The sequence below is a fragment of the Methanofollis aquaemaris genome (genome assembly GCF_017357525.1).
Classification (GTDB): domain Archaea; phylum Halobacteriota; class Methanomicrobia; order Methanomicrobiales; family Methanofollaceae; genus Methanofollis; species Methanofollis aquaemaris.
In genome coordinates, this window is record NZ_CP036172.1 from 151,902 (window position 1) to 176,436 (window position 24,535).

Sequence of the window (24,535 nt, forward strand, 5' to 3'; positions counted from 1 at the left end):
CGGACCGGCCGGGCGAACTCTTTCGCGCACCGTTCCCTCGCTCGCGTGCTGCCGAACTTCTGAAAAACAGTTGGACCTTCATGTCGATGCAGAAACTTTCGCCAACTTTGGTCGTCGGGAGACGTTTTCTCTGGCAGAATGGGAAAATATCGTAAAAGCATTGCACGAAGAGTATCTGCGGACAGTCAAATACCGGGGTGACAAACTCTTTGTCGCTGAACGGTTCTGCGTACACGCCGGCGGTCTGCTCCTTCACCCCGCTTGCCGGGCGGGTGAAGACGATTTCGGGCCGTCTTTCGCCTTCCCGGCAACCTTCCGGCACGTATACGAGTGCGGAGATTTTTTTCTCTTTGCTCAGGTAGGTGACTTTATTCTCCCCGGCACCGCCATTGCCCTGCTCATTCTGGCCCCTGTATTTCGTATTCCCGCCTTTGATCCCGGCGCTCAGGGCCGCATTTCAGGGGGACCGAGGGCAGAGGGTGGATCATGCCCGGAGAGGGGCCGGAGGGCCGGGAAAAATGGGGGGAAGACGGCGCGAATGGGGGCGGGCTCCAGGGAAACGGAACGGACCCCAATTCCAAAGGTCACCGGTGAAATACATGAATCACCATGCCGGCAGGATCGAAATTTTTTGAAAAAGAGAAGGGGGAAAATCAGTTCTTGTCCCGACTGAGACGGACGATGAAGGCCATTGCATTGTCCCCGTCCTGGAGGTGCCGGAGTTCGATCTCATCGGGTCCGATGAATGTACCGAATGTGTAGCCGTCATCGTGTTCAACAATAGAGATCTCCCCGGCACTGGAGATGACACCAGACAGGTTCTCGGAATATTCGAGTCCATCCCAACGTGTATACACCTTCGAGCCGGTAAAGGCCGGCCCTTTTTGTGCCGTGATGGTGTAGGATGTATTACTCTCGCGGAAACCCGCGGCTGTGGTGTACCCGGTCGTTGTTCCTGTCCAGACCCCGACGATGTCCGGGGTGGAAGGCGATGTGACCTCCGGGGAGGGGGTTGCCGCATCGGTGACGGGCGTGATGGTTCCGGACTGTGCCTGCAGGCACCCGGCGGTTAAGAGAAACAGGCCGAGAACAACCGCAACAATGAGGGAAAACGACGATCTTTTCATTTTGAGAGATGGATTTTTTCTGTTAATAAATACCGATCATTCGATACCGTTTTTCGAGATTCTTAAAGACGATATAGAGAAACGGGCCATGAAGGTCCATCCGATAGAGATACAAAGACCCTATCCCCGGTATTCCCGATAGTGTTCCCCCATGCACGAGGGGGAAAGGGGGTCGCCCGACGACCCGGCCCTCCCGTCGTTCACCTGGCAGCCGAGGAAGATGCTCGTCCGGGCCGGGGTGTCGTAGCCGTCGTCCGCCGCGGTGAGGGTGACGGCGCGGGGGATCTCTGCGGAGACGACCCCGACGGTCGCCTCCGTGCTTTTCTTTCAGGATTGTACGTGAACTCATCTCCTTGCGGATGAGTCCGGAAAGTTGATCGAGATCGTACCTGAATCGTTCTTGATTATACATCCGGGCCCTCCACCCATTGCGAAAGGCTGCCCATCCGCTTGAAAGCCTCCAGCATGGGAAGTCCGATCCCGGAACGACGAGCATTGCAAAAAAACCTCCATCGATCCCGCAGCCTCGGCCCGCTCTTTCCTTCGGGTGAGAGAAGATAATCGAGCGTTTCCCGCTCTTTTTTCATCCAGGCAAACCGGGCCAGCACCGATCCGGTATAGTCCTCAGGGTCCGGCCAGGAATCCGCCAGAAGTCTTGCACATTCCAGAGAATAAACAATTCCTTCTCCCGTGAACGGCGATACGGTCCCTATCGATTCGCCGACGCCAATGATCACCTGGGGCGAACCGTCGCTCCGCGTCTTTCTGACAGAGAAGGGCGTCGAGTAATACGGAGACGCGACCCGGACGAGACCATGACAGCAGCACTGCCTGGTGAATGAAAACTGCCCGGACGCATCCCGATAAAACCGTTCCAGAAGGCTATCGTGCCGGAGGAGGCCGATACCGCCAATGCCGATGTGATAGTGATCGTGTCCGAGCGGAAAGATCCACAGGTACCCAAGTCCTGGTATCCGGTTCCCGTACACCCCCGCTCCAAGGCGCTCGCTCCCTCTGGATTCCACGATTACCCGGTGCTGCAGCGTCGGGAGCGTCAGGTCGGACCTGCAGGGAGGAAGGAGAGCCCGGTTGATCCCGGTCGCATCCACCACGATATCATAATCCTCCGCCTTCTCCGGCACCAGGTCCTGCCGCTTCAATCGGACGGATTTCGTGAGATCCTGGAGAAGCCGGGGTTTATGTACGGTGCAAAGGGGCGTCGTGGCCACAAGGCCGTCAAAATCCATCGGGGACATGGGTTCGATGAGGTAGTCGTCCAGGTCGAGGCCGACATCGGCGAGGTACGGTCCGATACCCGTCGGCGCACCCCACCCGCACGAACGGCATGTACAGCGGCTGGCATGTCCCCGGCCATCATAGACATCCGGCGAGATCCCTCTCTGTTCGAGAAGCCCGGCCAGATACCCGCCGGCGATGCCGGCACCTGCAATCGCAATGTTCATACAATCCTCCCAAACGTCAGTACGATCACGGTGATCGCCACGGCATGGACCATCGATGCTCCCACCTGCTGCAGCATTACCTTGTTGGCTTTCGACTCGAAATCAGGATAGACGGAGTACAACGCGCGGGTGCACAGCTGATCAATTCTTGCCCCGCAAACCGTGTTCATCGCTGCGATAACGGCTGTTGAGAGGATAAGAAGATATGCAAACTCCGTACTGCCGAGAATGAGAACAAGAGGGTAGAACATCAGGACGGACACGAGCAGGGTAACGATGCCGTACACCGTGGCGTGCGGGATCTCCGGATACACGACGGAAGATGTCTTTTTCCCCCCCAACCGGTCGGAATGTACGTCCCGACGCATCATCGATACCGCGAAACAGGTCACCGTCAGGCCGTGCAGGAGCGACAGGATGAAGGCCAGGAGAGAGAATATGCCGGTCGCGGCATAAACGATCGTCACCGTCACGCCGACGACCAGCCAGGGAAAAATGTACCATTCGGTATAGGGCTGGTGCCCCAGCGCGATGCGGGGATGGTTATAGCCATAATCGAAAAAAAATCCGATGATAAACAGGAGCGGGATCAACATCCGCTGCATCGTCAGGTATGCGGTGAGGACCACCACCAGGACCGTGATAATCGCGGACATCTTCCTGTAATCGCCGACAGTAGCCCACCCATAGACGAGGGGCCGGTCACGTTTCGTTTCCCTGCTCTTTTCACGCCGGTCGACCTCGAGGTCCATGATATCATTCCAGATATGGGCATCGATGTGGACGAGAAGAACTGCGACAACCGCGATACCAAATAAGCGCCAGTCCGCGCCTGAAAAACCGACTTCCCAGAGCGCCGCGGCAAACCCGATGAGAATTGCACACCCGGTAAAAGGAATGAGCCCCTCGATCCGCAGGATGTGCCGGAATGTGCGAAAGTCGAAGCCATCTCCTCCAGCAGGAGGCGTCACAGTTTTTTTGTCATCATGATCGTACTCTCTGGACCGTATCATGAAACGGATATCACCGCACACATTTCCATACCAACGATCTGTCTTCGCTCTGTTAATCTGGCGGATATTCACTCCTTCGCACTTTTCGCCTCGAACGCCTTCAGTGGTCCGGGCGGCATTAATATTTTCGCTGTCGATACTCTCGATGATGTCAGGATCCTCCCGAAACAACCAGCGCCGTGATCGAAACAAACCGGGATTTATCGTCTGTGAGGATTTCACGCGGGATTCAAGATTCCTGAAATCCCCGTTCGAGAACCTGGATGATGTATTGAGTCGTTGGTCGACCGGATACCCATAGCACGGAATGAAACACGAAATATTGGCCATGAATGTGATGAACCATCTGTCGTGGCCGTTCAGAGCAATCATCCCGGATGCCGGATCGGTGAGTGTGCTCACATCGACAGATACGTCCGGTGTCAAATGTTCTCGGGACACTATACGGCCGTCTTCAAATGATACGTCTTTTCAAACCCGTCGCAATCAGCATCATGCAAACAATATAATAGTAATCTCTTTATCATCAAAAATGATCAATAATTCAATAATAGAGGAAGCGAGATTCGAATCGATCGATCTCTGTCTTCTTCGGTAGAAGGTGAAACCATCATGGCACCGCTCTCCGTCCTCTACATCGACGACGATCCGGGTCTCCTTGAGATAGGCAAGATCTTCCTTGAGCGGAGCGGGGAGCTTACCGTCACCACCTGCGAATGCCCGCTGGAGGCGAGCGAGATCCTCTCCGGGAAACACGTTGACGCCATCATCTCCGACCACCTGATGCCCGGGATGGACGGGATCCGGCTCCTCCGGCACCTCAGGCAGCATGGCACCATGACACCTTTCATCATGTTCACCGGGAAAGGGTGCGAAGAGGTTGCCATCGACGCATTGAACAGCGGCGCTGACTTCTACATCAGGAAAGAAGGGAGCCCCGAGCAACAGTTTGCCGAGATCGGCAATACGATCAAGCGTGCTGTCGCCGGGAGACGAGCAGAAGAGACATTCAAAAAGAACGAAGAATTGTATCAGTGGCTATCCGGGAATGCACCTCCCGAGATCGTTGAGAACCTCAACGAGGTATTCTATGTCCTGGATAAAAACGCCACAGTTACCTATGTCTCCCCGAATATCGAGTCTATAGGCGGCTATCCTGCTTCCGCGGTGATCGGGAGGTCCTATGTCGACCTCGTCCACCCCGACGACAGGACCGGACGGCTTCTGCAGTTCGGTTCAAGCCTCGCCGGAAGCAACGAAGCGACCGAATATCGCTTTCTCAAAGCGGACGGCAGTGCGACCTGGGTGAAGACGGCTGCCCGTCCGATACTCAGGGAAGGCCGTTTAATCGGTATTCAGGGTATTCTTACGGATATCACCAGCCTGAAAACGATGGAAGAAGCGTTGCGGGAGAGCGAGGAGCAGTACCGTGACCTTGCAGTGAATGCGCCGATCGGTATCCTCACCTGCGACATCGAAGGATGCATCACCTACATCAACCGGTGTGGTCTGGATCTCCTCGGGGCGCCCGGAGAGGAGGAGGCTCCCGCCGTCAACCTCCTGAAGTATCCCCCTCTGGTCCAGAACGGATTCTCAGGGCTACTTCGAAAAGCCATGGAGTCGGGGGTGTCCATCCCCCCCCTCGATGGAGAATATTGCAGCAGTTGGGAAAAAAAAGCCCACTACAGGGTACATATCTCGCCGATCGCCAATCAGGAAACCGTCACCGGTGCCCGGATCATCCTGGACAATATATCAGAGCAGAAAAGATCTGAGATCGCTCTCAATAACGCAAACAAGAAACTCCAGCTCCTCTCGGAGATCACCCGCCACGATATCCTGAACCAGATCATGGTGGTCCAGGGATTCCTGCAATTTGCAGAGAAGATGAGTGTCGATGCCGTTCAGGCGGGCCACCTCGGGAAAGTGAAGGGTGCGGCGGAAGCCATCAGGCGTCAGATCGAGTTCACCCGCGAGTATGAACGACTGGGCGTGAAAGAACCTGCCTGGCTCTCCCTGGGCGGTCTGATAGAAAAGATCGTCGATGCGCCGATCCCCATCAGGTGCGACCGTCCCGACGTCTCGATCTATGCCGATCCGATGGTCGAACGGGTCTTTTCGAACCTGATGGACAACACCATCCGCCATGCCCAAGGAGCAACCGCCGTGCATGTCAGGTGTTCGAAGACCGGATCCGGCCTCCTGATCCTCTGGGAAGACGATGGTCCGGGTGTCCCGGAGGACCAGAAAGAGCGGATCTTCGAGCGCGGCTGTGGGAAGAACAGCGGTTTTGGCCTCTTCCTTGCACGGGAGATCCTCGAGATCACCGGGATCGGCATCACCGAGGCGGGTCGGCCCGGCAGAGGGGCGAGGTTCGAGATCCTGGTGCCTGAAGGCGGGTACAGGTTCATATGAGTCCTGAAACCGGGTCACGCTTTTCAGTTTCCAACCGTTCGCCTCTCCCTGTCGACCAGAAAGGCGTGAGGATCAGTATCATCGTCTCGCTGCTGTTATCAATATCACTATTTTCAACGGCGGCACCCTCTTCTTTGACCTTGTAGGCACACCGTTGTTCGCATGCGTTCGCCACGCAGAAGAGACCGCAGTCGATGAAAACGACCACAAAGCACTTGATGCATTGTATGCCACCCCTTTTACAGAGGAAAGGTCGTCTAATGAACCAGTCCACATCCCGGTGCGGAGAGCAGCACTCCCATACGCTTGAAGACCTTGGCTGGGCGGAGGAGCACGATGCGGCATTCTCAAAGTACACCGGGCCGTATGTGCCGGGCCGCGTGGCCTGCCGGCAGAAGACCGTGTGGGACGTTCTCGTCGACGGTGGGTCCATCACAGCGGGGATCTCCGGAGCTCTGCGGAAACTCGGCCGCTTTCCAGCGGTTGGAGATTTCGTCGTATTGCTCGATCAGCCGGAGGCCGGCACCTCGACGATCGTTGATATCCTCCCGCGCAAGACTCTCTTTGCACGGGGGGCATCGGGGCGTGAAAGCACCGACCAGGTCATTGCGGCGAATATCGATACGGTCTTTATCGTCACGGCCGCCGGCCATGACCTCAACGTCCGCCGGATAGAACGCTTTCTCGCGATCGCCCACTCATCGGGTGCCCGCCCCGTTATCGTCATCAATAAATCCGATCTGGCGGACGACCCCGCATCGCTCGCCGACGGGATCGCTTCGGTCTCTCCCGGTATACCGGTCATTCCAATCAGCGCCGCGAGCGGAGAGGGTGTCGACCGGCTTGACCCGTACCTCCCGCCGGGAACAACGGTCGCTCTCATTGGTTCGTCTGGCGTCGGCAAGTCCACCCTGATCAACCGGCTCATGGGCTGTCCGGTGCAGGAGACCTCGCATACCCGGGACTATGACGAGAAAGGGCGGCACACCACGACCGTCCGCCAGCTCTTCGTCCTGGAAGGCGGGGCGCTCATGATAGACAACCCCGGCCTGAGGGAGGTCGGCATCGGTACGGCAGCTGCCGGTATTGCTGGTACATTCCCCGATATTCTCGAACTGGCGGAGGGCTGCCGGTTCTCGGACTGCCGGCACGAACAGGAGCCGGGCTGTGTGGTGCAGGCGGCCGTGAGGGACGGAGCCCTCTCTGCAGCACGGCTGGAGAATTTTCACCGGCTCATGCGAGAACTCGAATTCGAACGGGATAAAGCGGAGATCGGGCTGGTGAGGCTTGAGAAGAAACGCTGGAAAGAAATCGGAAAATCTGCCCGAGATATCTGGAAGATAAAAGGGAAGTAACGGCAATCCGTTGCAGTACCGATTGCAAATCGGACCCCGCATCTCCCGGCGGGAAAGGAGGGCCCGTCAGGAGAGGGAAAGGGTCTGTGTTATAGCCTTCCGGAAGGGAAGATCAGCCGCTCTGTGAACTCAAGGAGGGCCTTCGCCTCTGGATTGTCAGCGATCTCCGGCCGAAAAGAGAGGGTTTGAGACTCTACTCCCAGGTAATTCCTGTCCGCGTTGCTGAACGCACCCCGGATGGTCGGGACACGATCACGCACCCTCACTCCCCCGTCTGCACCAGCCCCTCCCCCTCAACCCGGTGCCTCTCATAGTTCCGCCGCACCGCCCCTTCGGCCGAGTTCGCATAGCAGTAGCGACAGAGATGAGGGCATGTCGAGTAGGCGCCGATGTCCTTGCTCCGGATGCAGCCGCAACTGTCCCTCTGGCCTTTTTCCTTCAGGCTCTTCGAGGGGACAATCTTCCCGAAGAGGTCGCGCTGCGGCGGCGGCCCGAGGAATGCCGTCAACGCGGGGTCGTCGGGGAAGAGACGGGGGAAGAGACGGCGGAGGAGGTGGTCGTCGACGCACCTGTTCTTCTTTACCCCATAGGCCGAGAGGTCCACCTCCTCCGCACAGGTGGCGAGGGCAAGATTCCAGTCCCTGTTCAGTGCGGCGAGGCCCTCCGCAAAGGCCCGCATCTCCTCAAGCCCGAACTCGCGGTAGCTCCCGCCGAGACGCCGCTTCACCGCACGGTAGGCGTCGATGTCGGCAAAGCTGAAGACCAGGCGTTCGGTCGAGGCGTGGATGCGGTCCCCCACACCCTTCACCCGTGCGAGGAGTTTCTCGACGGTAAGGTCGTCGGAGAGGAGGAGGGGGTCGAAGCGCCAGATCACCCGCTCCTTTCCCACCCTCTCCGCAAGCGCCCTGAAGGTCTCGACACGCTCGTCGAGAGGGGGCAGGCCGGGCTCGAGCCCCTCCCTCTCGTAGTCGTTGAGGGTGTACTGGAAGTAATAGTGGTACCCCATCCTCTCGATCTCGTCGAGGTGCGGCATCAGGGGGGCCGGGTTCTTCGTCCAGAATACGAACACCCTCGCCTTCTCAAACGAAACCGTCTGGGAGAAATTCCTGTTGAAGGGGTTCGTCCAGACCGCATACCCGGCCCGCAGCCTGTTCATGAGCCATTCAGTGTAGAAAGCCGGGATATCTGTCGCCCGACTCGCCGAGATGATCACGGGCGTTACTGTCTTCATGCCGTCGCGAAAAAAGAGTTGAGCCTGATCTCAAAAATACGTCCCCTTCTTCTCAAACGCCTCCCGCCGCTCACGCGCCATCTGGAACAACCGCTCTTCTGCTTCCCGGTCGCCGAGGATATACTCCTTCCAGAGATCAGTATACGGATCCTCGGGCACGACGATGATCCCCTTCTGCTCCGCCACCCTGTCCAGGATGAAAGCCGCCGCTTTCTCGACAGGATAGGCATCGTCCGGAACCCGCAGGTCGCCGTGGGCCTTGCCGTCGATGCTCTTGTTGAAGATCGCGGTCGCGATATTGGCCGGACAGATGGTCGAGAAGTGGAGCCCCTTCTCTGCAAACTCGTACTTCAGGCACTCGGTCATGCCGGTCACCCCATATTTCGTGAGAGAGTAGAGCGCCTGGAACGGAGGCGGGATGATGCCTGCGATCGAACTGGTGTTCACGATATGGCCCGACCCCTGCCCGAGCATGATCGGCACCGCAGCATGCACCCCGTAGATGACGCTCCAGAGATTGGTATCGATGATCGTCTTCCAGTCCTCCAGGGTGGCCTGCTCGAAGGGGAGGGTGCCGCCCACCCCGGCGTTGTTGAACAAGAAGTCCAGTCTTCCGGCCTCCGCTGCCGTCCCCTCGATGCCCTTCTGCACCTGCTCCTGCTTCGTCACGTCCATGACGAGCGTGCGGACGCGGTCCCCGTACGCCGAGAGTTGATCCGCCGCCCGTGCGATCTTCTCCGGGTTGCGCCCGGCCATGTAGACGGTCGCCCCCCTCTTCAGCAGTTCCTCGCTCACCGCATACCCGATCCCGGAGTTCGCCCCGGTGACGATAGCGATCTTTCCCGTGTAATACTCATCCATACTTCTCACCTCTCATTCGATGACCCTCGCACCCATCGCGTGCAGGACGGCCCGTCCCTCGGTCAGCACCGCCTGCGTCACCCGTTTGACCGGGAGCGCGGCAAGACTGTTGATGATGTAATATTGAGCCGGATTTTGCATCGGGGTCAGCTCGGTCCACCGAAGACTGCCTGTTCCCGCCTGTGCCGATTCCACCTCGACACCCTGGGGGTAGAGGACGAACTGGCTCAACTCCGCTCCGGGTGCTCCCACCTTCGGGATATACCGCCACCCAAGAGTGTTCACGGACGCAAACTGAGACTTCAAGACGTCCAGTTCCTCCCCGGCGATCGGCCCGGCGGCCTCGAAGTCCATGGTGAGGAAAGTGTTCCCCTCGTAGCTGATCGTCGTGGCATAGTGCGGCCTGACAATGTGCAGGTCTTCAATGTCTGCATGAATTTTCGGGATGCCGGTCTGCTCCCGCCCGCCGAGGATGGGGGCGGTCTTGTTCTCCCAGACCACCAGCGTGTACGCACCGTCCAGGCGGTCTTTCTTTCCGTGAAACCTGACCGGCGCCGCCACATTGATGAGGTTGTACTGTCCCCCCTGCATCCAGTTGATCTCGGTGAATTTGCTGAAAGAGACCTGCACCTCAGGGGCCAACAACTCAAACCCTTCCGGGATATAATTTTCAAGACCTTTTCTGTCGGTTTCATAACTGAGAACCAGAGATGTCGATCGTTGCGTGACGATCGTCTCGGGATCGAATTTGCCGCCTCCGAAATGGGCGGGCATCAGGTACGTGAAGTCGTTCTGTGGTCTGAACATGGAGATATCCTCTGCCACATAATATCCAATCAGATATATATTCTTAAAGGTCTGTCACTCTGGCTGCCGGATTTTGAAAATTTTTGGGCATAGAGATCGAATTCGTACCGGAGACGCGGCCAGAAAGTATGTCGGCACGACAAAACCGATGTCGCCAGGCAGCAGAGCGCGCGCATCTATAAATAATGCATGAATGATAACCTGGCGATCGACCGCATTCGGATATCCGGTGCCGAATATCTTTCAGGAGGAATGGGCCTCTGGCATTCGAGGGTCAGCAGAAGAAAAAAACCGATTCAAGAATGAAGAAGGAATCCGATCTTTCTCTTGAGGTTGTCATCTTGCTTATCTTCGGAGTATTCATGCTCCTCTTCGGCCTGCTCCTCTTCTGGATCCATACCGGCGCACTCCCTTATGCGCCGGACAGCACCTACGGGCTCTTTCTCGTCATCGTCTCTTTGCAGGTCATCACGATGGGAAAGACTCCTTTCGGCGATCTCCGCCGTTCGTGGCCGGTCATAATTCTGGGCATCTGCACGGCGATCATCGGGATGGTCGCCTGTTTCATTCCCGGAACTCTGACGACACTCGTCCGCCTCCTTGTGGGAGGTATGCTTTTTCTCGGAGGGACCGCACTTCTTGTGCAGTTGTTCGTCTTCGAAGAGAAGGCCAGGACATGGATGAAGATCTCCGGGATATTACGGCACCTGACGGTTGCCTGTGCCTCTGTGTATCTACTGTCGGTAGTTTTAGGTCTTGTGACGCTCCTTCCCGGCATCACGACCGATCCGCAGACCGCAGTGCTTCTCATCCTCTACGGCATCGGTTTCTTCTATCTCTCGTGGAGTCTTCAGAGGGTCAACGAATTGTATCCTCCTGAAAAAAGAGAACAGCCGGCATGATTACCATGACGTCAGACAATCCTCATCCAACGGACCGTTCCGGATTGTTCAGGGATGTCTCTCTCCCGCTCTCAGTTGCAATCCTCATCCTGGTCGGGACGCTCCTCGTCCTCCTTGGATTCCTGCTCTTCCCGGTAAACCTGGGGATGATCCCGTTCTCCCCGGACGGTCAGTTGGGTCTGCTGATGGTCGTCATGGCCATCCAGATGATGGCCCTGGGAGAGACGCCGATGGGCCAGTATACGCGCTCGTGGTTCCTGATTGCCGTAGGAATCGTATTTGCCGCGATGGGGATTGTCTCGTGTGTCGTTCCAGGCATTTTGACCGGGGTGATCCAGATCCTTCTCGGGCTCCTGAACATCCTCGGGGGAGGCGTCCTGCTGACAAAGCGGTTTTTTCCGCTGCTGCACGGCACCGGAAACGCTCCGGCCGGTCCACTTCCCCCCGGCCTGAAAAATCTCCTGGTCACCCAGACGGTGCTGAACGTCGTCGCGATTGCTTTCGGCATCACCATGCTCGTGCCGGGCCTCGTTTCGGGTCTGATCATTGCAGGAATTGTCGTGATCAACGGGCTCCTCCTCTTTGTACTGGGAGATATTCTTCAGAAGATGCAGTAGGATGTCAGGACTTACCCGGCGTACCTCGCATGCAGTGACCCGGAGATGCAATATGATCGAGAGCTTCTTCGCTGATTGAGGCGGTCAGGCGTCGAGCAACCACTTCCAGAGCGGGACGCACCTGATCTCTCCTTCCGTCCGTTCCGTATCCTTCGTGATCAGCACCAGATCCTTCACCTTGCCCCCGAACTCCCCGGCAAACTCCCTGAGTGCATCCATCTCGCGTTCTGGGAGGGCGTCGGTGGAGGTGACATTGATCGCCGTGAGGGTGTTGTCCTGGTTTTTCAGGACAAAATCCACCTCGCCTCTTTTCTTCCAGTAATAAGGTTCGTAGCCTCGCCGCCGCAGTTCGAGGAAGACGAGGTTCTCGACACATCTCCCTTCGTCCGCCGAGAATGTGAACGAGACCGCGTTTCTCAGCCCGGTATCGATGCAGTAGATCTTCTTGTTGTTCCGTGCCTGCACCTTCAGGGAATAACTGAAGTACCTGACCTCGAAGAGCACCATCGCCATCCCGGCATAGTGAATGTATTCCCTGATCGTCGCCGCTTCGATCCCGAGCACCTGCTCCAACTGCCGGTACGAATAGGGCGAAGCGATGTTGGTCAGGAGATAGGAGAGGAGGGCGCTCATCGCCCTCTGGTTGCGCACCTCGTTCACGCGGACGATGTCGCGGTAGACGATGCTGTCATAGTACGCCCTCAGCTGATCGATCTTCACGCTCTCCTCTTTCTGCCGCACGGTCTGCGGAAACCCTCCTTCACGGAGGTACCGCCTGAGATGATGGAGGAGGTCGTACTTCCGGCCAGTGAGCGCGATCGGATCGCTCCCCACTTCACAACCCTGAAAGAGAAGATACTCCCGGAAATCAAGTGGATAGACCGGGACCGCCAGATATCGCCCGCTGATCAGGGTCGAGACTTCAGTGTCGAGGAGATGTGAGGACGACCCGGAGATCACCAGCCCGAACTGATTGCGGTCATAAACTGCTTTGACCCACCGCTCCCATCCGGGGACGTTCTGGATCTCGTCGAAGACCAGTACGGCTCCTTCGTCGCTCCAGACTGCTCTTCTATAGGTATCGAGCACCGTCTCCAGCGGGTGGTCCAGGCCGTCGAGGACAGGTTCGTCGCAGTTGACAAAGAGGATCGATCTCGGGTCGACGCCCTGTTCGTGGATCAGGTCGTGGATCATCTGGTAAAGAAGGGTGGTCTTACCCGCCCGCCGGACCCCGCTGAGGGCCACGATTTCGCCGGAAGCAAGGTATTGTTTTATCTTCGAGAGATAGCGCTCTCTCCGGACGCCCGTCTCGAATGCTCTGCCGCTCCACCAGGGATTGAGGGCTACCAGGTGTTCGAGGAGATCGGTCACAAAGTTTCGGGGGGTTATACCCTCGCATAAAGGCATGGTTTTGACTGGTTATAACCTCCCGAAATTGAGTCGGCCCATCGGACGCTCTCCTCCCGGTCTCGGCCGGGGCCGCTCTTCATTCCATGAAGGCACAGCCTTATCGCTCTTTTACCATTGCACGGATTCTCTCATACCCCTGTATGTGGAACGGACAGACCCGTATGCACACCCCGCAGCCATGGCGGTCCTCGAAGTACGGGTGGCATTTCTTTGCATCGAGAAAGGGGCGACGGATCTCTGAACCGGGATCGGTTCCCCGATCGATCGCATCCCCCGGACAATTTCTGGCGCACTCTCCACAGGTCTTGCAGAAGTCACGGATCCATGCGTGAGGGTTCTCGGAACTGACCGGCAGGTTCGTGATGCTCGTATAGATTGCCGCAATCCTCTGGCACGGGCCGTTCGCCGGGGATATCAGAAGCCCGTGCCTGCCGCGAACTCCGATCTTCGCTTTCTCCGCGAGGTTCGGGAACGACACTTTCCCTCCCAGTGCCGGATCTGCCTGGGCCCCGAAACCGTTTGTCCGTAAAAAACCAGCGACCTGATTGACGATCTCCCCGAGCATTGCATAGGAAGCAAAAGAGGTGTCCGAACTATCGAGACTCGGGGCGGTATCGATCTTCTCTCTGTCCATCGGTGCGGTGATCACGATGGCGTTGGTGTAGAGGATCCCTTTCTGTTGAAAGATCTCATCTTCGGAAACCGTCGCATAGCCGATCTCTGAGACGCCCATGGTGGTCAGGGTGAGTTCAAGGTCTTGAAGAAAATCGTCGCTGGCAATCGTTTCGGGGTTTTCAGGATTTTTTTCCAGTGAAATGATGCTCCGCTTCTGCGCCCTTTTGATCCGTCTGATGTGGGGCAGTATTCGTATCAAGAACAGAACTTTCTCTTTAAAACTCAAAGGAGCAGACATCGGTCTGTCCGGATCTCGAAACTCATCTCTTTGCGGGGAACCAGGGGCGGCGAGGATCACGCCTTCATATTCCAGGATTTTGCTCTCGCCGTCTTCGAGTTCGGTAAGAAAATCCTGTATCTTTCCCCCTCTCCTCCTCTTTTTCATCATTGTTCCTCCGGATCTCACCTGAATGTTTAGGGATGAAATACTGTTCGGTTCTGCCTGGAGTGATCCAGGAATACTCATTCTGTCTGGACCTGACCGGGATGCTTCTCTTCGCCGGATCAGACCGCAGTTCATCGTCAAGGCCATTCGCTATCCTGGTACTCCCCTCCATGTCAGCGATTACCTCGACACCGAGGACTTCAACGGGCCGCTGCCTGAAATTTTTGAAGGTGTCATGGCCTTCATCTGCGCACCGTACGCAAGGTGCAGGCCGGCGAGGATTCAATATGTCGGGTCAGCCTGGGTCGGTCACGGGGAGAGGACTGAACGGTCCCCATCAGAACTGTCAGAGACTCGTGAAAAAAGTAAAGACCAACTTAAATAATCCTTCCGCAATAGTTCTCATCATGACACCTCAGAACCACGAAAAAACCCCCGACCCCCCCATCTGCCTCCCCGCCTACCGGGTTCCTGGAAAAAAAACCGTGGTGGCAGTCTGGTGCCCGCACTGCGGCCTCCTCCACCATCACGGCGAGGGGCCGGGCCGCCTCTTCTTCCACCGGGTGGCACATTGCGTTCACGCCGCAGACGGGGAGGACGCCTCCCCCTACCGGGCGTCCGGCTACTTTGTCATCCCGACCGGGCGTCCGCTGCCCCGAGGGGCACACGCCGCAGTGGAACTCCTCCGGGAAGAGCACCCGGGAACGCCCCGCCCGCTCCCCGGAGCGTGGGCACGGCCGCTCTCCTATACCGAGGCAGTCGGTCGTATCGGCGACTGGTATCTGCAGGCCGGATATTCTGACGAGGAGATCACCGGTGCGCTTGCGGAATTTGCGTGGATGTACGAGCGCACCGCAGGGAGGTACCGGGCGCGGAGCGAGAGGTCGCTCCTCTGAACTCGCCCATTTTCCGGTATTGTCTGATACAGCCAGGATGCCGTCCATTCATGGGAGACCTGCGGCAGATCGCCCTGCCCCGCCAGCCCTCATCCCGGAGGGTCACCCTCGCCAGGACGAAACTACGGCCATATTGCCCTTCGATCGGGGGTCGGACCCCCGGATCCGGGGGCAGATCGGGCGTGTTCAGAGACCGCGGCGGAATGAAGGTTCTTCATGAAATGACGGGCAATCCATGGATTCTCCTGGCCCTCTCGCCCCCCGGATGAGCGCAGGTTATATGTCACGTCCATGATCTCCGGAAACGCCCGGACACGGGCCAGGAAAGTGGCCGGAAATCGCCGCAATTTTGTCGGCTCCGATCATCGAATGAGAGCATCATATTCATCCCCGACCCGTCGACTGCGCCTGCTGAAGATACGGAGATCTCGATGCGAAATATAACTCATCAATCCACGTCTGAATTGAAATTCCGGATATCAAACGGCAAATTATAGGAAATCAAAAAAGCAATCTTTATAAAATCAGAATTCATTTCATATATTATGGCCCTCCTGGACATGCTGGTGAACCGAAATCAGAAAACAAAATCCGGTCCTGCCGAATCTTCAGAAAAAGAATGCTATATCTGCAGGCGTTCTGAAGGTGAGATCCTCGAACTGACCTCTGCAATGACCAAAGAGGTCGATCTCAAGATCCAACTCCTTCACAATAAGATCGGATCGAAAAAGGCTGAGGTCACAGAATATTATCAGTCAATCGTCGATCAACTCGCCGGGAACCAGTATCTCGACTTTAAGATCGAAACCATAAAAACCGACATTCCGCAGTTCGGCAAAAAGATCCCGAACGTGAATGAGATTGTCCAGAAAAGCCAGAATGACTCCGAGACCATTTTGACAGTCTTGAATCGGTTGAAAGTTTCCATAGACCAGATCTCCACCGACCCGGCGTACGATATCAGCCAGGACCATCCTGAGATCCAGAAGGCCTATGATGAGATCCGGTCTCTCGAAGAGGAAAAACAGTTGATCGCCGACACCCTGCAACTCAGGAGCAGAGCGGTGCATCCCGGCAATGCCGGGACAGACCAGATCAAGATCCATCTCTGCGGGATCTGCTCGGGGCTCTTTGAGGAGGCGAGCAGGGGATCGTACGCGGTCTCCGATGATTCTCCTGAAGAATGATCCGGATGGGGTGTCGACACCCCCTCCTCTCAATCATTTTGTTCTACCGATGAAGCCCTCAGTCTCCCGCACCGTTCGGACTGTCATCCCACGCTGCGGATTTATATAGCCGCGGCCCCAGACCAACACCCATGGACGAGGTGAAGGCGGCGTTCGATGCCGGGGCGTCGGAGTACGACACCCACCGAAAATGGATCATCCCCGAGTTCGAGACGTTCTACGGCGCCGCCGTCTGGGCGGCGGCGTGGCAGGGGGAGGCGCCGTCTATCCTGGATGTCGGTGCCGGCACCGGTCTTCTCTCTGCACTGCTCCTCCAGAGATACCCCGCAGCCTCCGTCACCCTCATCGACAACTCAGAGAGAATGCTGGAGGTGGCGAGACAGCGTTTTGCCGGAAGGGAGGGAGTGCATTATCTGGTCGGGGATTACCGGCAGGAGCGTCTTTCCCACCGGTACGACCTGATCGCATCGGCCCTCTCCATCCATCACCTCAAACGTGAGGAGAAATATGCCCTGTACCAGAGGATCTTCGAGGCTCTGAAACCTGGCGGCGTCTTCGTGAACGCGGAGCAGGTGAAAGGCGAGAGCGCCTGGCAGCAGGAGCGAAACTTTGCCTACTGGGACGCCTTCGTGAACGAAGGCCCCCTGCCCCCGGAGACGAAGGTCGAGATATTGGAACGGCGGGACCGGCTGGATAAGATGGAGAAACTCTCGGTCCAGATGCAGTGGCTGACCGAGATCGGGTTTGTCGACGTGGACGTCGTCTACAAGAACAGGCCTTTTGCAGTATTTTCAGGGAGGAGAGCGTGACCGAAAGCCCCATTCAATTCATATCGAGAAAGAGCGAGGCATAACTCTCCGCGACCTCTGCCGTCACCATGGGCTTCTCTTCATTCAGCCACTCATAGAACCCTGCCATCGAGCGTGCGGGCGTCCGTGTACTCTGAAATACCAGGTCTCCCGAATGGGCCTGCACGATCTTCAAATATTCTTCTTTCCCCCTCACCTTCAGATAGATGACCGGGGTGTAGGCAGGGATGTCGAAGGCGATCACCACCCTCGGGAACTCCCGGTTCACGTCGTCTGCACCGAATACCGCGTCCTTGATTCTGACCGCCCGGTCATGGAGCATCGCCTCGACGCCGGCCTCGTCCAGGGTGCCGAGCATGATCTTCTTTGAGAGCGGGTTGATGACCGACGAGACCGCTTCCATCCCGTCGTCTCCGGAGGAGAGCATGGCCCTGACGACCCGCTCCCGGTTCCGGTCGTGGACTGCCCGGTAGTCGAAGGCATCGCCCGAACCGATCCTGGCGAGGTCGAGGAACTTCGGATGGGGGTCCGATTTTGTTGGTCTTTTTCGTATCGACCCCTCATAGATCAGGTCTCTGATCTCCTCTACAGGATTGGTGATCAGGACGAGGTTGTCGGGCTCGGATATGATCTGTTGAATACTGCTGTACCCCGAGACGTCCGCCGACGAGACCAGGACAAAGGGCACCGTCTCCTGCCCGAGCATCGAACCCAGCAACCGTTTTTTGTAACAGATCTCGTCGTGAAACTCTTTCAGGCCCATCGCCGAGGTGATCACCTCGAAGAAGCCCAGGTTCCCGTGGTGGTCCACAAAAAAGAGGTCCATCTCGGCGATCGTCTGGCCGTTCCCCCGAACGGTCAGGTTCCCTTTTTCTGAATAATAAAATCCGTTCTGACCGGGATGCGGCCTGATATGGGGGCCGGGTGCGTCGGCACCCTTTCTGACGACGGACCGGACGGTGTCGGTCCGGAGAGAGAGTTCAAGCAGAATCTCATACACAAGGCATTCATACCACCGCCCCTCAGAGGTGCGCTGGAGCACATAGTCCTCAGAGAAGAGATCCCATTTCTCAGGATTCCGGAGGTGGCGGAGGGCCCGCTGTGCAATGGCTTCATCATAAAAATCGCGGGGAAAATTGTCTTCGAGCCAATCCAGAAATTCCATAATCTGATTAGAGGGTAATGGTATTGGCATATTATAGTTTCTGTCTTCTCAACCACTTTTCCGGCACCCATGCTCTCCGGTCCCGGACGTCTCCGGCCATCCGGGCCACCACCATTTTCTCGTGCCGGGTCCATCGTGTCGTATGGGTGTCGCAGCCGAAGCAGTCAAAATGGCACGGGAACTCGGCGCCACGGTGGCGGGTTTTGTCCCGGCAAAAAGTCTGAAGAACTCTCCCTCCGCACGAAGTGCCGGCCCGCCGGGATTTCGCGCCGGGACCGGCTCGATCATGGTGCTGGGCCTCTACCACGACCCGGAGCATCCGGAGATGGACTGGTGGGAGGAGGGAGCGAGCACTCCCGGCGACCGGATGCTGCAGCAGATCGCCGAAGCACTCCGTAAGTGGCTGAAAGAGGTGCACAGGATCGATGCCCGCGTCCTCCCCTACCAGGTGCATGACGGCGGGATCTACCTGAAGGACGCCGCGGTGATGGCGGGCCTGGGCTTCATCGGCAGGAACAATCTCGTGATCGTTCCCGGTTCCGGGGCGAGCATCAGGTTCAGGGCGCTCTGGGTCGACCTGGAGGTGCCAAAACCCCGTGCCGGGCGTCGCCCCGCCTTCTGCGAGGAGTGCCCGGCCCCCTGCCAGACGAAGTGTCCCATGCACGCCTTCGTTGACGGGCGGTATCACCGGGCCGAGTGCCTGAAACGGATCGACGTGAACAAAAAAACCGCAACCGGGGAGCGCCGGCCGCTCGACCACTGCCGGGTCTGCGAACTGGTCTGTCCGTCGGGGCGGGATGGGTGAACGGCGTTTCTTCGCCGTCGAAAATCCCAACCTATATCCTGCCGTGCGGAGCATCCATTCCTGAACCCATGCACACCCATACACTCTCCGGCCTGAACCCCCGCCAGCAGGAGGCGGTCACGGGCCCTGGCAAACAACTCGTCCTCGCGGGCCCCGGTTCAGGGAAGACCCGCGTCATCACCGAGAAGATCCTCCACCTGATCAGAGACGCCCATGCCCGCCCCGAGGAAGTCCTCGCCCTCACCTTCTCCGAGAAGGCGGCCCGTGAGATGCAGGCGCGGATCGACCGGGCCGGCGACCTCACCGCGGGCTGCACGGTCCAGACCTTCCACTCCTTCTGCTTTGCCCTCCTCAAAGACCACCCCCTCGAGAGCGGGCTCAACCTCAGGAACGGCCTGATCAGCAGGACGAACCAGATCGTCTGGGGACAGCGCGCCATCGACGCCTTCGGCTTCGAGGCGATCGAGGTCGGGAACAACGCCGCGGGTGTCATCGAGTCGGTGATGGACGGGATCAGCAGTCTCAGAAACGAACTGATCGCCCCGGCCGACCTGGAAGCCTATCTCGGGACGCGGCCAGACGACGACCTGGAGGCCTGCCGGCTCGGCGACCTCCTCTCGGTCTACCGCGCCTACGAAGCCTACAAACGGGACGAGCGGCTCATCGACTTCGACGATATGATCCACGAGGCCGTCGCCCTCCTGGAGAGACACCCGGCCGTGCGGGACCGTCTCAGGGAGCAGTATCCCTACATCCTGGTCGACGAGTTCCAGGACACCAACTATGCCCAGCTCGCCCTGGTCAAGTCCCTCTGCAACGGCCATCTCTGCGTCGTCGGCGACGACGACCAGACGATCTACCGGTTCAGGGGCGCATACTTCGGCAATGTAATGGACTTCACCGAGACCTACCCGGATCGCTCGCTCACCGTGCTGAACCAGAACTACCGCAACTCCGCCACCATCCTCGCCCTCGCCGGAGAACTCATCGACCACACCCCCGACCGCCCTGCAAAGCACCTCCAGACCGAGAACCCGGCGGGCGAACCGGTCGTCGTCGCCGAGTGCGAGACCGAGGCGGCCGAGGCGGTCTATGTGGCCGACGAGATCCGGCGTCTCTTTGAAACGGCATTCACCCCCCGGCAGGAAGGGACGCCGCGCCGGTACCGCTGCAGCGACATCGCCGTCCTCTGCCGCCAACGCGCCCAGGGGCAGAAGGTCTACCGGCAGCTCGTGAACGACGGCATTCCTGCCGAGTTCGTGGGCGAGATGGAGGCCTTCAGGTTCCCGGCGGCCAGGGATCTCATCGCCGCCCTGCGAGTGGTCGACGACCCCCTGAACGCCGGCATCCCGATCAACCGTCTCCTGCGCCGGGCCGGGGTCTCCGAGCTGACGGTCCAGCAGATCAACCGGGAGGCGCGGGGGAGTGCCGATCCCGAGGCCGACACCGACGGCGTCTACGAGGTGCTGCTCAGGCACACCGACGACCCGACGGTGCGTGAGGTCGCCGGCCGCCTGGCACGTCTCATCGAGGTGAAGGCCACGCTCTCGGTCCCCGACCTCGTCTACACCCTGATGATGGAGAGCGGGGGGTTGTACTATGCCGCCATCAGGGACGGCGCCGCCAGGGAGCGGCGGGTGCTGGACTGGCTCTACCGTCTCGCCACCGAGTACGCCGACCTGACGCGGGAGCCGACCATCGCCGACTTCCTCGTCTACCTCGACCAGGTGGGAGAGATCTCGGTGGAGATGGACGAGGCGCCGGCGGAGGACGCCGTCAGGATCATGACGATCCACCAGAGCAAGGGGACCGAGTTCCCGGTCGTCTTCCTCCTCGACCTCTCTGAAGGCCGGTTCCCGGTGCGGCACCGGGCAAAGGCGTTCACCGTGCCCCGCGACCTCGCACGGAGCATGGTCCCCGAGGAGGACGAGCGTGAACTCTCCCTGCAGGAGGAGCGGCGGCTCTGCTATGTGGCGATGACCCGTGCCGAGGAGCGGCTGTACCTGACGCGGGCGGTGATGTACGGCCAGAGGAAGACCGCGGCAAAGCCCTCCCTCTTCCTGACTGAACTCGACTACCGGGAGAACCCGCTCGTCAGGCTCGTCACCGTCCCGGCCCCGCAGACGGTGGCCGACGGGGTGGTCGTCGGCGACCTCGAACAGGCGCGGCAGCGGCTGCAGCAGGAGGCGATCCGGGCCGTCGCCGAGATGCGGCTCTCGACGGCGGTGCAGCGTCTCGCCGACCTGGAGAAGTGCCGGCTGCTCGCCGCGGGCGCAGACCCGGGATCGTTCGATCCGGCCGCCTTCTTCTCGGTCCCTGCGGCGCCCTTCGACCTCGGGGTGACGGCGAGGACGCGGCCCGAGCCCGGGCTGACCGACGATATCAGGCTCTCGGCCTCGGCCCTCACCACCTTTGAGGACTGCCCCCTGAGGTTCAAGTTCGGGACGGTGCTCCGGGTGCCGACGAGGCCGAAGACCTTCTTCTCCCTCGGGACGTCGCTTCACGCCGTCTGCGAGCAGATGGGACGCCGGAAGATGGCCGGGGAAACGGTCACGCTCGACGCCGCCCTCGCCGTCCTCGACGCCGTCTGGTCCTCGGCCGGGTACCCCTCGAAGACGAAGGAGGAAGAGGACCTGGCACGGGCCAGGGAGATGGTCGCGACCTACGTGGCATGGGAGGCGGCAAACCCCAACGAGGTGGTGGACGTCGAGCGGTGGTTCGAGTTCTTCATCGACGGCGTCCGTTTCGTCGGCTCCATCGACCGCCTGGAGCGGACGCCCGAAGGGCGGTATGTGGTGGTCGACTACAAGTCCGGCGGCACGGGCTCGATCACGAAGAAGCGTCTCCCGGAGAATATCCAGCTCAACCTCTACTCTCTCGCCGTCAGGGAGATCTTCGGCGACCTTCCCGAGCGGGCGACCTTCTTCTTTGTGCGGGAGAAGAAGGAGTGGAGTTATCTCCCGACCGAAGAGACGGTGGGGACGTTCAGGGCGCGGGTGTCGGTGAATATCGGGCAGATCCGTGCGGGGGCGTTCCCGGCGGTGACGGGGTACGGGTGTACCTCCTGTGACTATCGGATGCTCTGCGAGGGGACGGAGGGGGAGCGGGAGTGGTAATGGGAATCAAGATGCGGGACTGGATCTGAGAGAGAATGAAACCCTTCAGGTTTCTTCCGGTCCGAGGGTGAAAATGTTCTCCTCTGGGCTTTGTAGAAATGCTCTGGATGGATATCTTTGCGGGGGGCTGGCCGCCCCCCGGTCCCCCCGCATTAGGATAGGGGCGAGGACGACAAACCCCTCTTCAGATGCATCAATGGCGCCTTCCCGACCCTTTCTTCATCCCAGGGGTCCGGGGGCAGAGCCCCCGGCGCAAGAATGAGGGAAGGCGATGGATTCAAGGTCATAGGGGGTTGAGGGGATGAAAAGAGGAGGGTTTCTTCTACAGGGCCCTCCTCTGAATTTTCTTGAACGCTCTTTCCAACCTATGACTTCGATTATTTTCGTAGTTAACGACCGAAATATATGATATAATATTATATTTCCATTCGTGTCGCGAAAAAATGATCGTCTTGCCATCATAATCTTTGGCATTATTATCATCACCGTTGCCGTTGTCGGGGCTACTGTACTTCTCAATGAGTCCCGGGAGAACGAGAACGATGCCGCCGAGATCGCGGGACACGGGACGATGAAGTACATCGATCTTGAGGGGGGATTCTACGGAATTATCGCGGATGATGGAAAACAATACCTGCCGCTTCATTTCAGGGGATATATTGCGGACGACACAGAGGTCGATTTCAAAGCGAACGTATCTGAAAAGACGGTAACAATTCAGCAGTGGGGTACTCCGGTCGAGATCATCTCGCTGGAACGCACCGGCGGGCCGATGCAGGTCTCCGAGTTGCTCCAGAAACCGGTATACGAGACACCGGTAACCATCTACGGCACCGTTAGTCGTCTCTACGAAACTTTTTCCCCCACCTTCATATTGTCGAGCGGCAGAGATGCATCGGTTACTGTCTGGTACGGATTAACAGGAGAGGGCAACGGGCAGGATAACGGCGATCGCACTGTCAATGATGACGCCGTCGATAAGAATGAGAGTTTATCTCCTTCTTCCATCCATGATCCTGTCGCAGGGATCGAAAACGGCGATCTTGTCGTGGTCAGGGGTGTCCTAAAACAAAACAGTCAGACCGGCCAGGAGATCGATTTCTGGATGGATGAGATCACTCTTTCCGGTCCTCCCGGCGGTGTCGACCCCGCCCGGACGATGGTCGAGGACTTCATACGCGATTCAGACGAGTATGCCGCACATAGTGGTCAAAAACTCGGCCTTCAGAGCGCCATCACCACCGAATGGTATCCGACGGTCACCCTCTACACCTATACGTTCCTTGCAAGGGCGGATGCAGATTCTTCATACATGAATCTGGTCACCGCAGAAATAACCGTCACGGAAGAGAAGATCGTCGATGCGAATTATGAGGTCTCCAGGATCGATACAAAACCGGAGATCACGGAGACTTCATATCCATAGATCTCTTTTTCTTGCTCTCTAAATTTCCTGATTCGGGGATGTGAACGGTGTTGGGAACTAGACCGGTATGATCCACGCCTCGGCACAACTCATACTACTCATCCAGATTAGTACGAATCATGATTAGGGCCTTCGTCGACCGGGAGGAAGAGCGTCGGTCACATTCAGGTGATCAGTTCGGTCTTTCTTCACTAGACCGGTGAAGCACTCATTCGATCACTTCCCGGTGGCCGCCCCTCGCCGGACCGATGCGCCGGATTCTGCCTTCTTTCCGCAATTTCGCGATCTGCTTTTCGACCGCTCTTGGCGTGATACTTAACCTTTCTGCACCTTCTCTGGCTGCGAGTCCGGGTTCGACCCTCAACAAGTCAAGAATTTTCTCCGAACTTTTCTCCTCTTCCCGGTGCACCACAGCGGTGAAGAGGCAGCCCTCCCGGTCGTCGATGAAGTCGATATGGGGCCAGTCTTCGAGAGCTCGTTTGATGCCCGAGCCAGGACCCCCGTACGGCGCAATCCCCTGGCGATATATGACACCAGAATGGGATTTCTGATACTGGGGCTCTGCCCTCGAGATCCCCGGGACGAAGATAAAGTCGGGAAGGCACACAGACAACGGTGAAGAGAGGGGTACCTTCTCTGGAGTTATCTTCGCTGAGGAGTCCTGAAGGGCGGCAATTCCAATCGCAAAACCATTGATCCAGAGGGTTTCAACAGATCTGATCTTCCGTTTGCTCTCCTTTTTGACGATGATCCCATGGCAACGCAGGTGATGCAGATGTTTGGGATGAGATGGGACTTTACCCCTCTTCTGAAGTGCACAGGTCCAGACCACCTGGAACGGGATCATCGCCAGACGATCAAGTATAAATT

Annotated in this window: 21 protein-coding genes; 10 read left to right on the forward strand and 11 right to left on the reverse strand. The window is 58.1% G+C overall.

The window, feature by feature from the left end; translation table 11 throughout:
* Window positions 1-653 precede the first annotated feature (653 nt).
* The 3 genes from RJ40_RS00735 to RJ40_RS00745 form a co-directional block, all read right to left on the reverse strand.
* Window positions 654-1,127, reverse strand: coding sequence for a hypothetical protein (locus RJ40_RS00735; protein ID WP_265581432.1), 474 nt, complete (start codon window positions 1,125-1,127; stop codon window positions 654-656).
* Between the two features lie 404 nt (window positions 1,128-1,531).
* The gene (locus tag RJ40_RS00740) at window positions 1,532-2,590 is read right to left on the reverse strand and encodes a geranylgeranyl reductase family protein (protein WP_265581433.1); all 1,059 of its coding nucleotides are present in this window, start codon (window positions 2,588-2,590) and stop codon (window positions 1,532-1,534) included.
* Window positions 2,587-4,005, reverse strand: coding sequence for a prenyltransferase (locus tag RJ40_RS00745; RefSeq protein ID WP_265581434.1), 1,419 nt, complete (start codon window positions 4,003-4,005; stop codon window positions 2,587-2,589). The genes RJ40_RS00740 and RJ40_RS00745 overlap by 4 nt, the downstream gene beginning before the upstream one ends.
* 210 nt (window positions 4,006-4,215) lie before the next feature.
* On the opposite strand from RJ40_RS00745, the gene RJ40_RS00750 reads away from it, so the two are divergent.
* Window positions 4,216-6,018 carry a PAS domain S-box protein gene (locus RJ40_RS00750; RefSeq protein ID WP_265581435.1) on the forward strand — a complete coding sequence of 601 codons (1,803 nt, stop codon included), beginning with the start codon at window positions 4,216-4,218 and terminating at the stop codon, window positions 6,016-6,018.
* Between the two features lie 260 nt (window positions 6,019-6,278).
* Window positions 6,279-7,373 carry a ribosome small subunit-dependent GTPase A gene (gene rsgA, locus RJ40_RS00755; RefSeq protein WP_265581437.1) on the forward strand — a complete coding sequence of 365 codons (1,095 nt, stop codon included), beginning with the start codon at window positions 6,279-6,281 and terminating at the stop codon, window positions 7,371-7,373.
* A 262-nt stretch (window positions 7,374-7,635) separates the two neighbouring features.
* Here rsgA and RJ40_RS00760 read toward each other — a convergent pair whose 3' ends face one another.
* From RJ40_RS00760 to RJ40_RS00770, 3 genes are read right to left on the reverse strand one after another with little or no spacing between them, the layout of a single operon-like run.
* Window positions 7,636-8,604: a DUF1848 domain-containing protein gene (locus RJ40_RS00760; protein ID WP_265581438.1), complete on the reverse strand. Its 969-nt coding sequence runs from the start codon at window positions 8,602-8,604 to the stop codon at window positions 7,636-7,638.
* A gap of 30 nt (window positions 8,605-8,634) precedes the next feature.
* Window positions 8,635-9,465 (reverse strand): SDR family NAD(P)-dependent oxidoreductase, encoded by an 831-nt coding sequence (locus tag RJ40_RS00765; RefSeq protein ID WP_265581439.1) that lies wholly within the window; start codon window positions 9,463-9,465, stop codon window positions 8,635-8,637.
* 12 nt (window positions 9,466-9,477) lie between these two features.
* Window positions 9,478-10,272, reverse strand: a complete 795-nt coding sequence (locus RJ40_RS00770; RefSeq protein WP_265581440.1) for an acetoacetate decarboxylase family protein — start codon at window positions 10,270-10,272, stop codon at window positions 9,478-9,480.
* 302 nt (window positions 10,273-10,574) lie between these two features.
* On the opposite strand from RJ40_RS00770, the gene RJ40_RS00775 reads away from it, so the two are divergent.
* Both RJ40_RS00775 and RJ40_RS00780 read left to right on the forward strand, forming a co-directional pair.
* Window positions 10,575-11,174 carry a DUF308 domain-containing protein gene (locus RJ40_RS00775; RefSeq protein WP_265581441.1) on the forward strand — a complete coding sequence of 200 codons (600 nt, stop codon included), beginning with the start codon at window positions 10,575-10,577 and terminating at the stop codon, window positions 11,172-11,174.
* Between the two features lie 5 nt (window positions 11,175-11,179).
* Complete coding sequence (locus RJ40_RS00780; protein ID WP_265581442.1) at window positions 11,180-11,791, forward strand: hypothetical protein; 612 nt, start codon at window positions 11,180-11,182, stop codon at window positions 11,789-11,791.
* A gap of 84 nt (window positions 11,792-11,875) precedes the next feature.
* Here RJ40_RS00780 and RJ40_RS00785 read toward each other — a convergent pair whose 3' ends face one another.
* The 3 genes from RJ40_RS00785 to RJ40_RS00795 form a co-directional block, all read right to left on the reverse strand.
* On the reverse strand, window positions 11,876-13,162 hold the full coding sequence (locus tag RJ40_RS00785) for an ATP-binding protein (RefSeq protein ID WP_265581443.1): 1,287 nt from the start codon (window positions 13,160-13,162) through the stop codon (window positions 11,876-11,878).
* A 136-nt stretch (window positions 13,163-13,298) separates the two neighbouring features.
* Window positions 13,299-14,075 carry a 4Fe-4S dicluster domain-containing protein gene (locus tag RJ40_RS00790; protein WP_265581444.1) on the reverse strand — a complete coding sequence of 259 codons (777 nt, stop codon included), beginning with the start codon at window positions 14,073-14,075 and terminating at the stop codon, window positions 13,299-13,301.
* Window positions 14,076-14,178: 103 nt separating this feature from the next.
* Complete coding sequence (locus RJ40_RS00795; protein WP_265581445.1) at window positions 14,179-14,433, reverse strand: hypothetical protein; 255 nt, start codon at window positions 14,431-14,433, stop codon at window positions 14,179-14,181.
* A 313-nt stretch (window positions 14,434-14,746) separates the two neighbouring features.
* On the opposite strand from RJ40_RS00795, the gene RJ40_RS00800 reads away from it, so the two are divergent.
* The 3 genes from RJ40_RS00800 (at window position 14,747) to RJ40_RS00810 (ending at window position 17,153) form a co-directional block, all read left to right on the forward strand.
* Window positions 14,747-15,157, forward strand: coding sequence for a hypothetical protein (locus RJ40_RS00800; RefSeq protein WP_265581446.1), 411 nt, complete (start codon window positions 14,747-14,749; stop codon window positions 15,155-15,157).
* Window positions 15,158-15,828: 671 nt separating this feature from the next.
* Entirely contained in the window at window positions 15,829-16,344 is a 516-nt protein-coding gene (locus RJ40_RS00805; RefSeq protein WP_265581447.1) for a hypothetical protein, read from the forward strand.
* A gap of 131 nt (window positions 16,345-16,475) precedes the next feature.
* Window positions 16,476-17,153, forward strand: coding sequence for a class I SAM-dependent methyltransferase (locus RJ40_RS00810; RefSeq protein WP_265581448.1), 678 nt, complete (start codon window positions 16,476-16,478; stop codon window positions 17,151-17,153).
* A 13-nt stretch (window positions 17,154-17,166) separates the two neighbouring features.
* Here RJ40_RS00810 and RJ40_RS00815 read toward each other — a convergent pair whose 3' ends face one another.
* On the reverse strand, window positions 17,167-18,318 hold the full coding sequence (locus RJ40_RS00815) for a hypothetical protein (RefSeq protein WP_265581449.1): 1,152 nt from the start codon (window positions 18,316-18,318) through the stop codon (window positions 17,167-17,169).
* A gap of 169 nt (window positions 18,319-18,487) precedes the next feature.
* On the opposite strand from RJ40_RS00815, the gene RJ40_RS00820 reads away from it, so the two are divergent.
* From RJ40_RS00820 to RJ40_RS00830, 3 genes are all read left to right on the forward strand, one after another.
* On the forward strand, window positions 18,488-19,123 hold the full coding sequence (locus tag RJ40_RS00820) for a hypothetical protein (RefSeq protein ID WP_265581450.1): 636 nt from the start codon (window positions 18,488-18,490) through the stop codon (window positions 19,121-19,123).
* A gap of 68 nt (window positions 19,124-19,191) precedes the next feature.
* On the forward strand, window positions 19,192-22,239 hold the full coding sequence (locus RJ40_RS00825; protein WP_265581451.1) for an ATP-dependent helicase: 3,048 nt from the start codon (window positions 19,192-19,194) through the stop codon (window positions 22,237-22,239).
* Between the two features lie 430 nt (window positions 22,240-22,669).
* A complete protein-coding gene (locus RJ40_RS00830) occupies window positions 22,670-23,665 on the forward strand; it encodes a hypothetical protein (RefSeq protein WP_265581452.1) in 996 nt (331 codons plus the stop codon).
* Window positions 23,666-23,873: 208 nt separating this feature from the next.
* Here RJ40_RS00830 and RJ40_RS00835 read toward each other — a convergent pair whose 3' ends face one another.
* A complete protein-coding gene (locus tag RJ40_RS00835) occupies window positions 23,874-24,512 on the reverse strand; it encodes a winged helix-turn-helix domain-containing protein (RefSeq protein ID WP_265581453.1) in 639 nt (212 codons plus the stop codon).
* Window positions 24,513-24,535 lie beyond the last annotated feature (23 nt).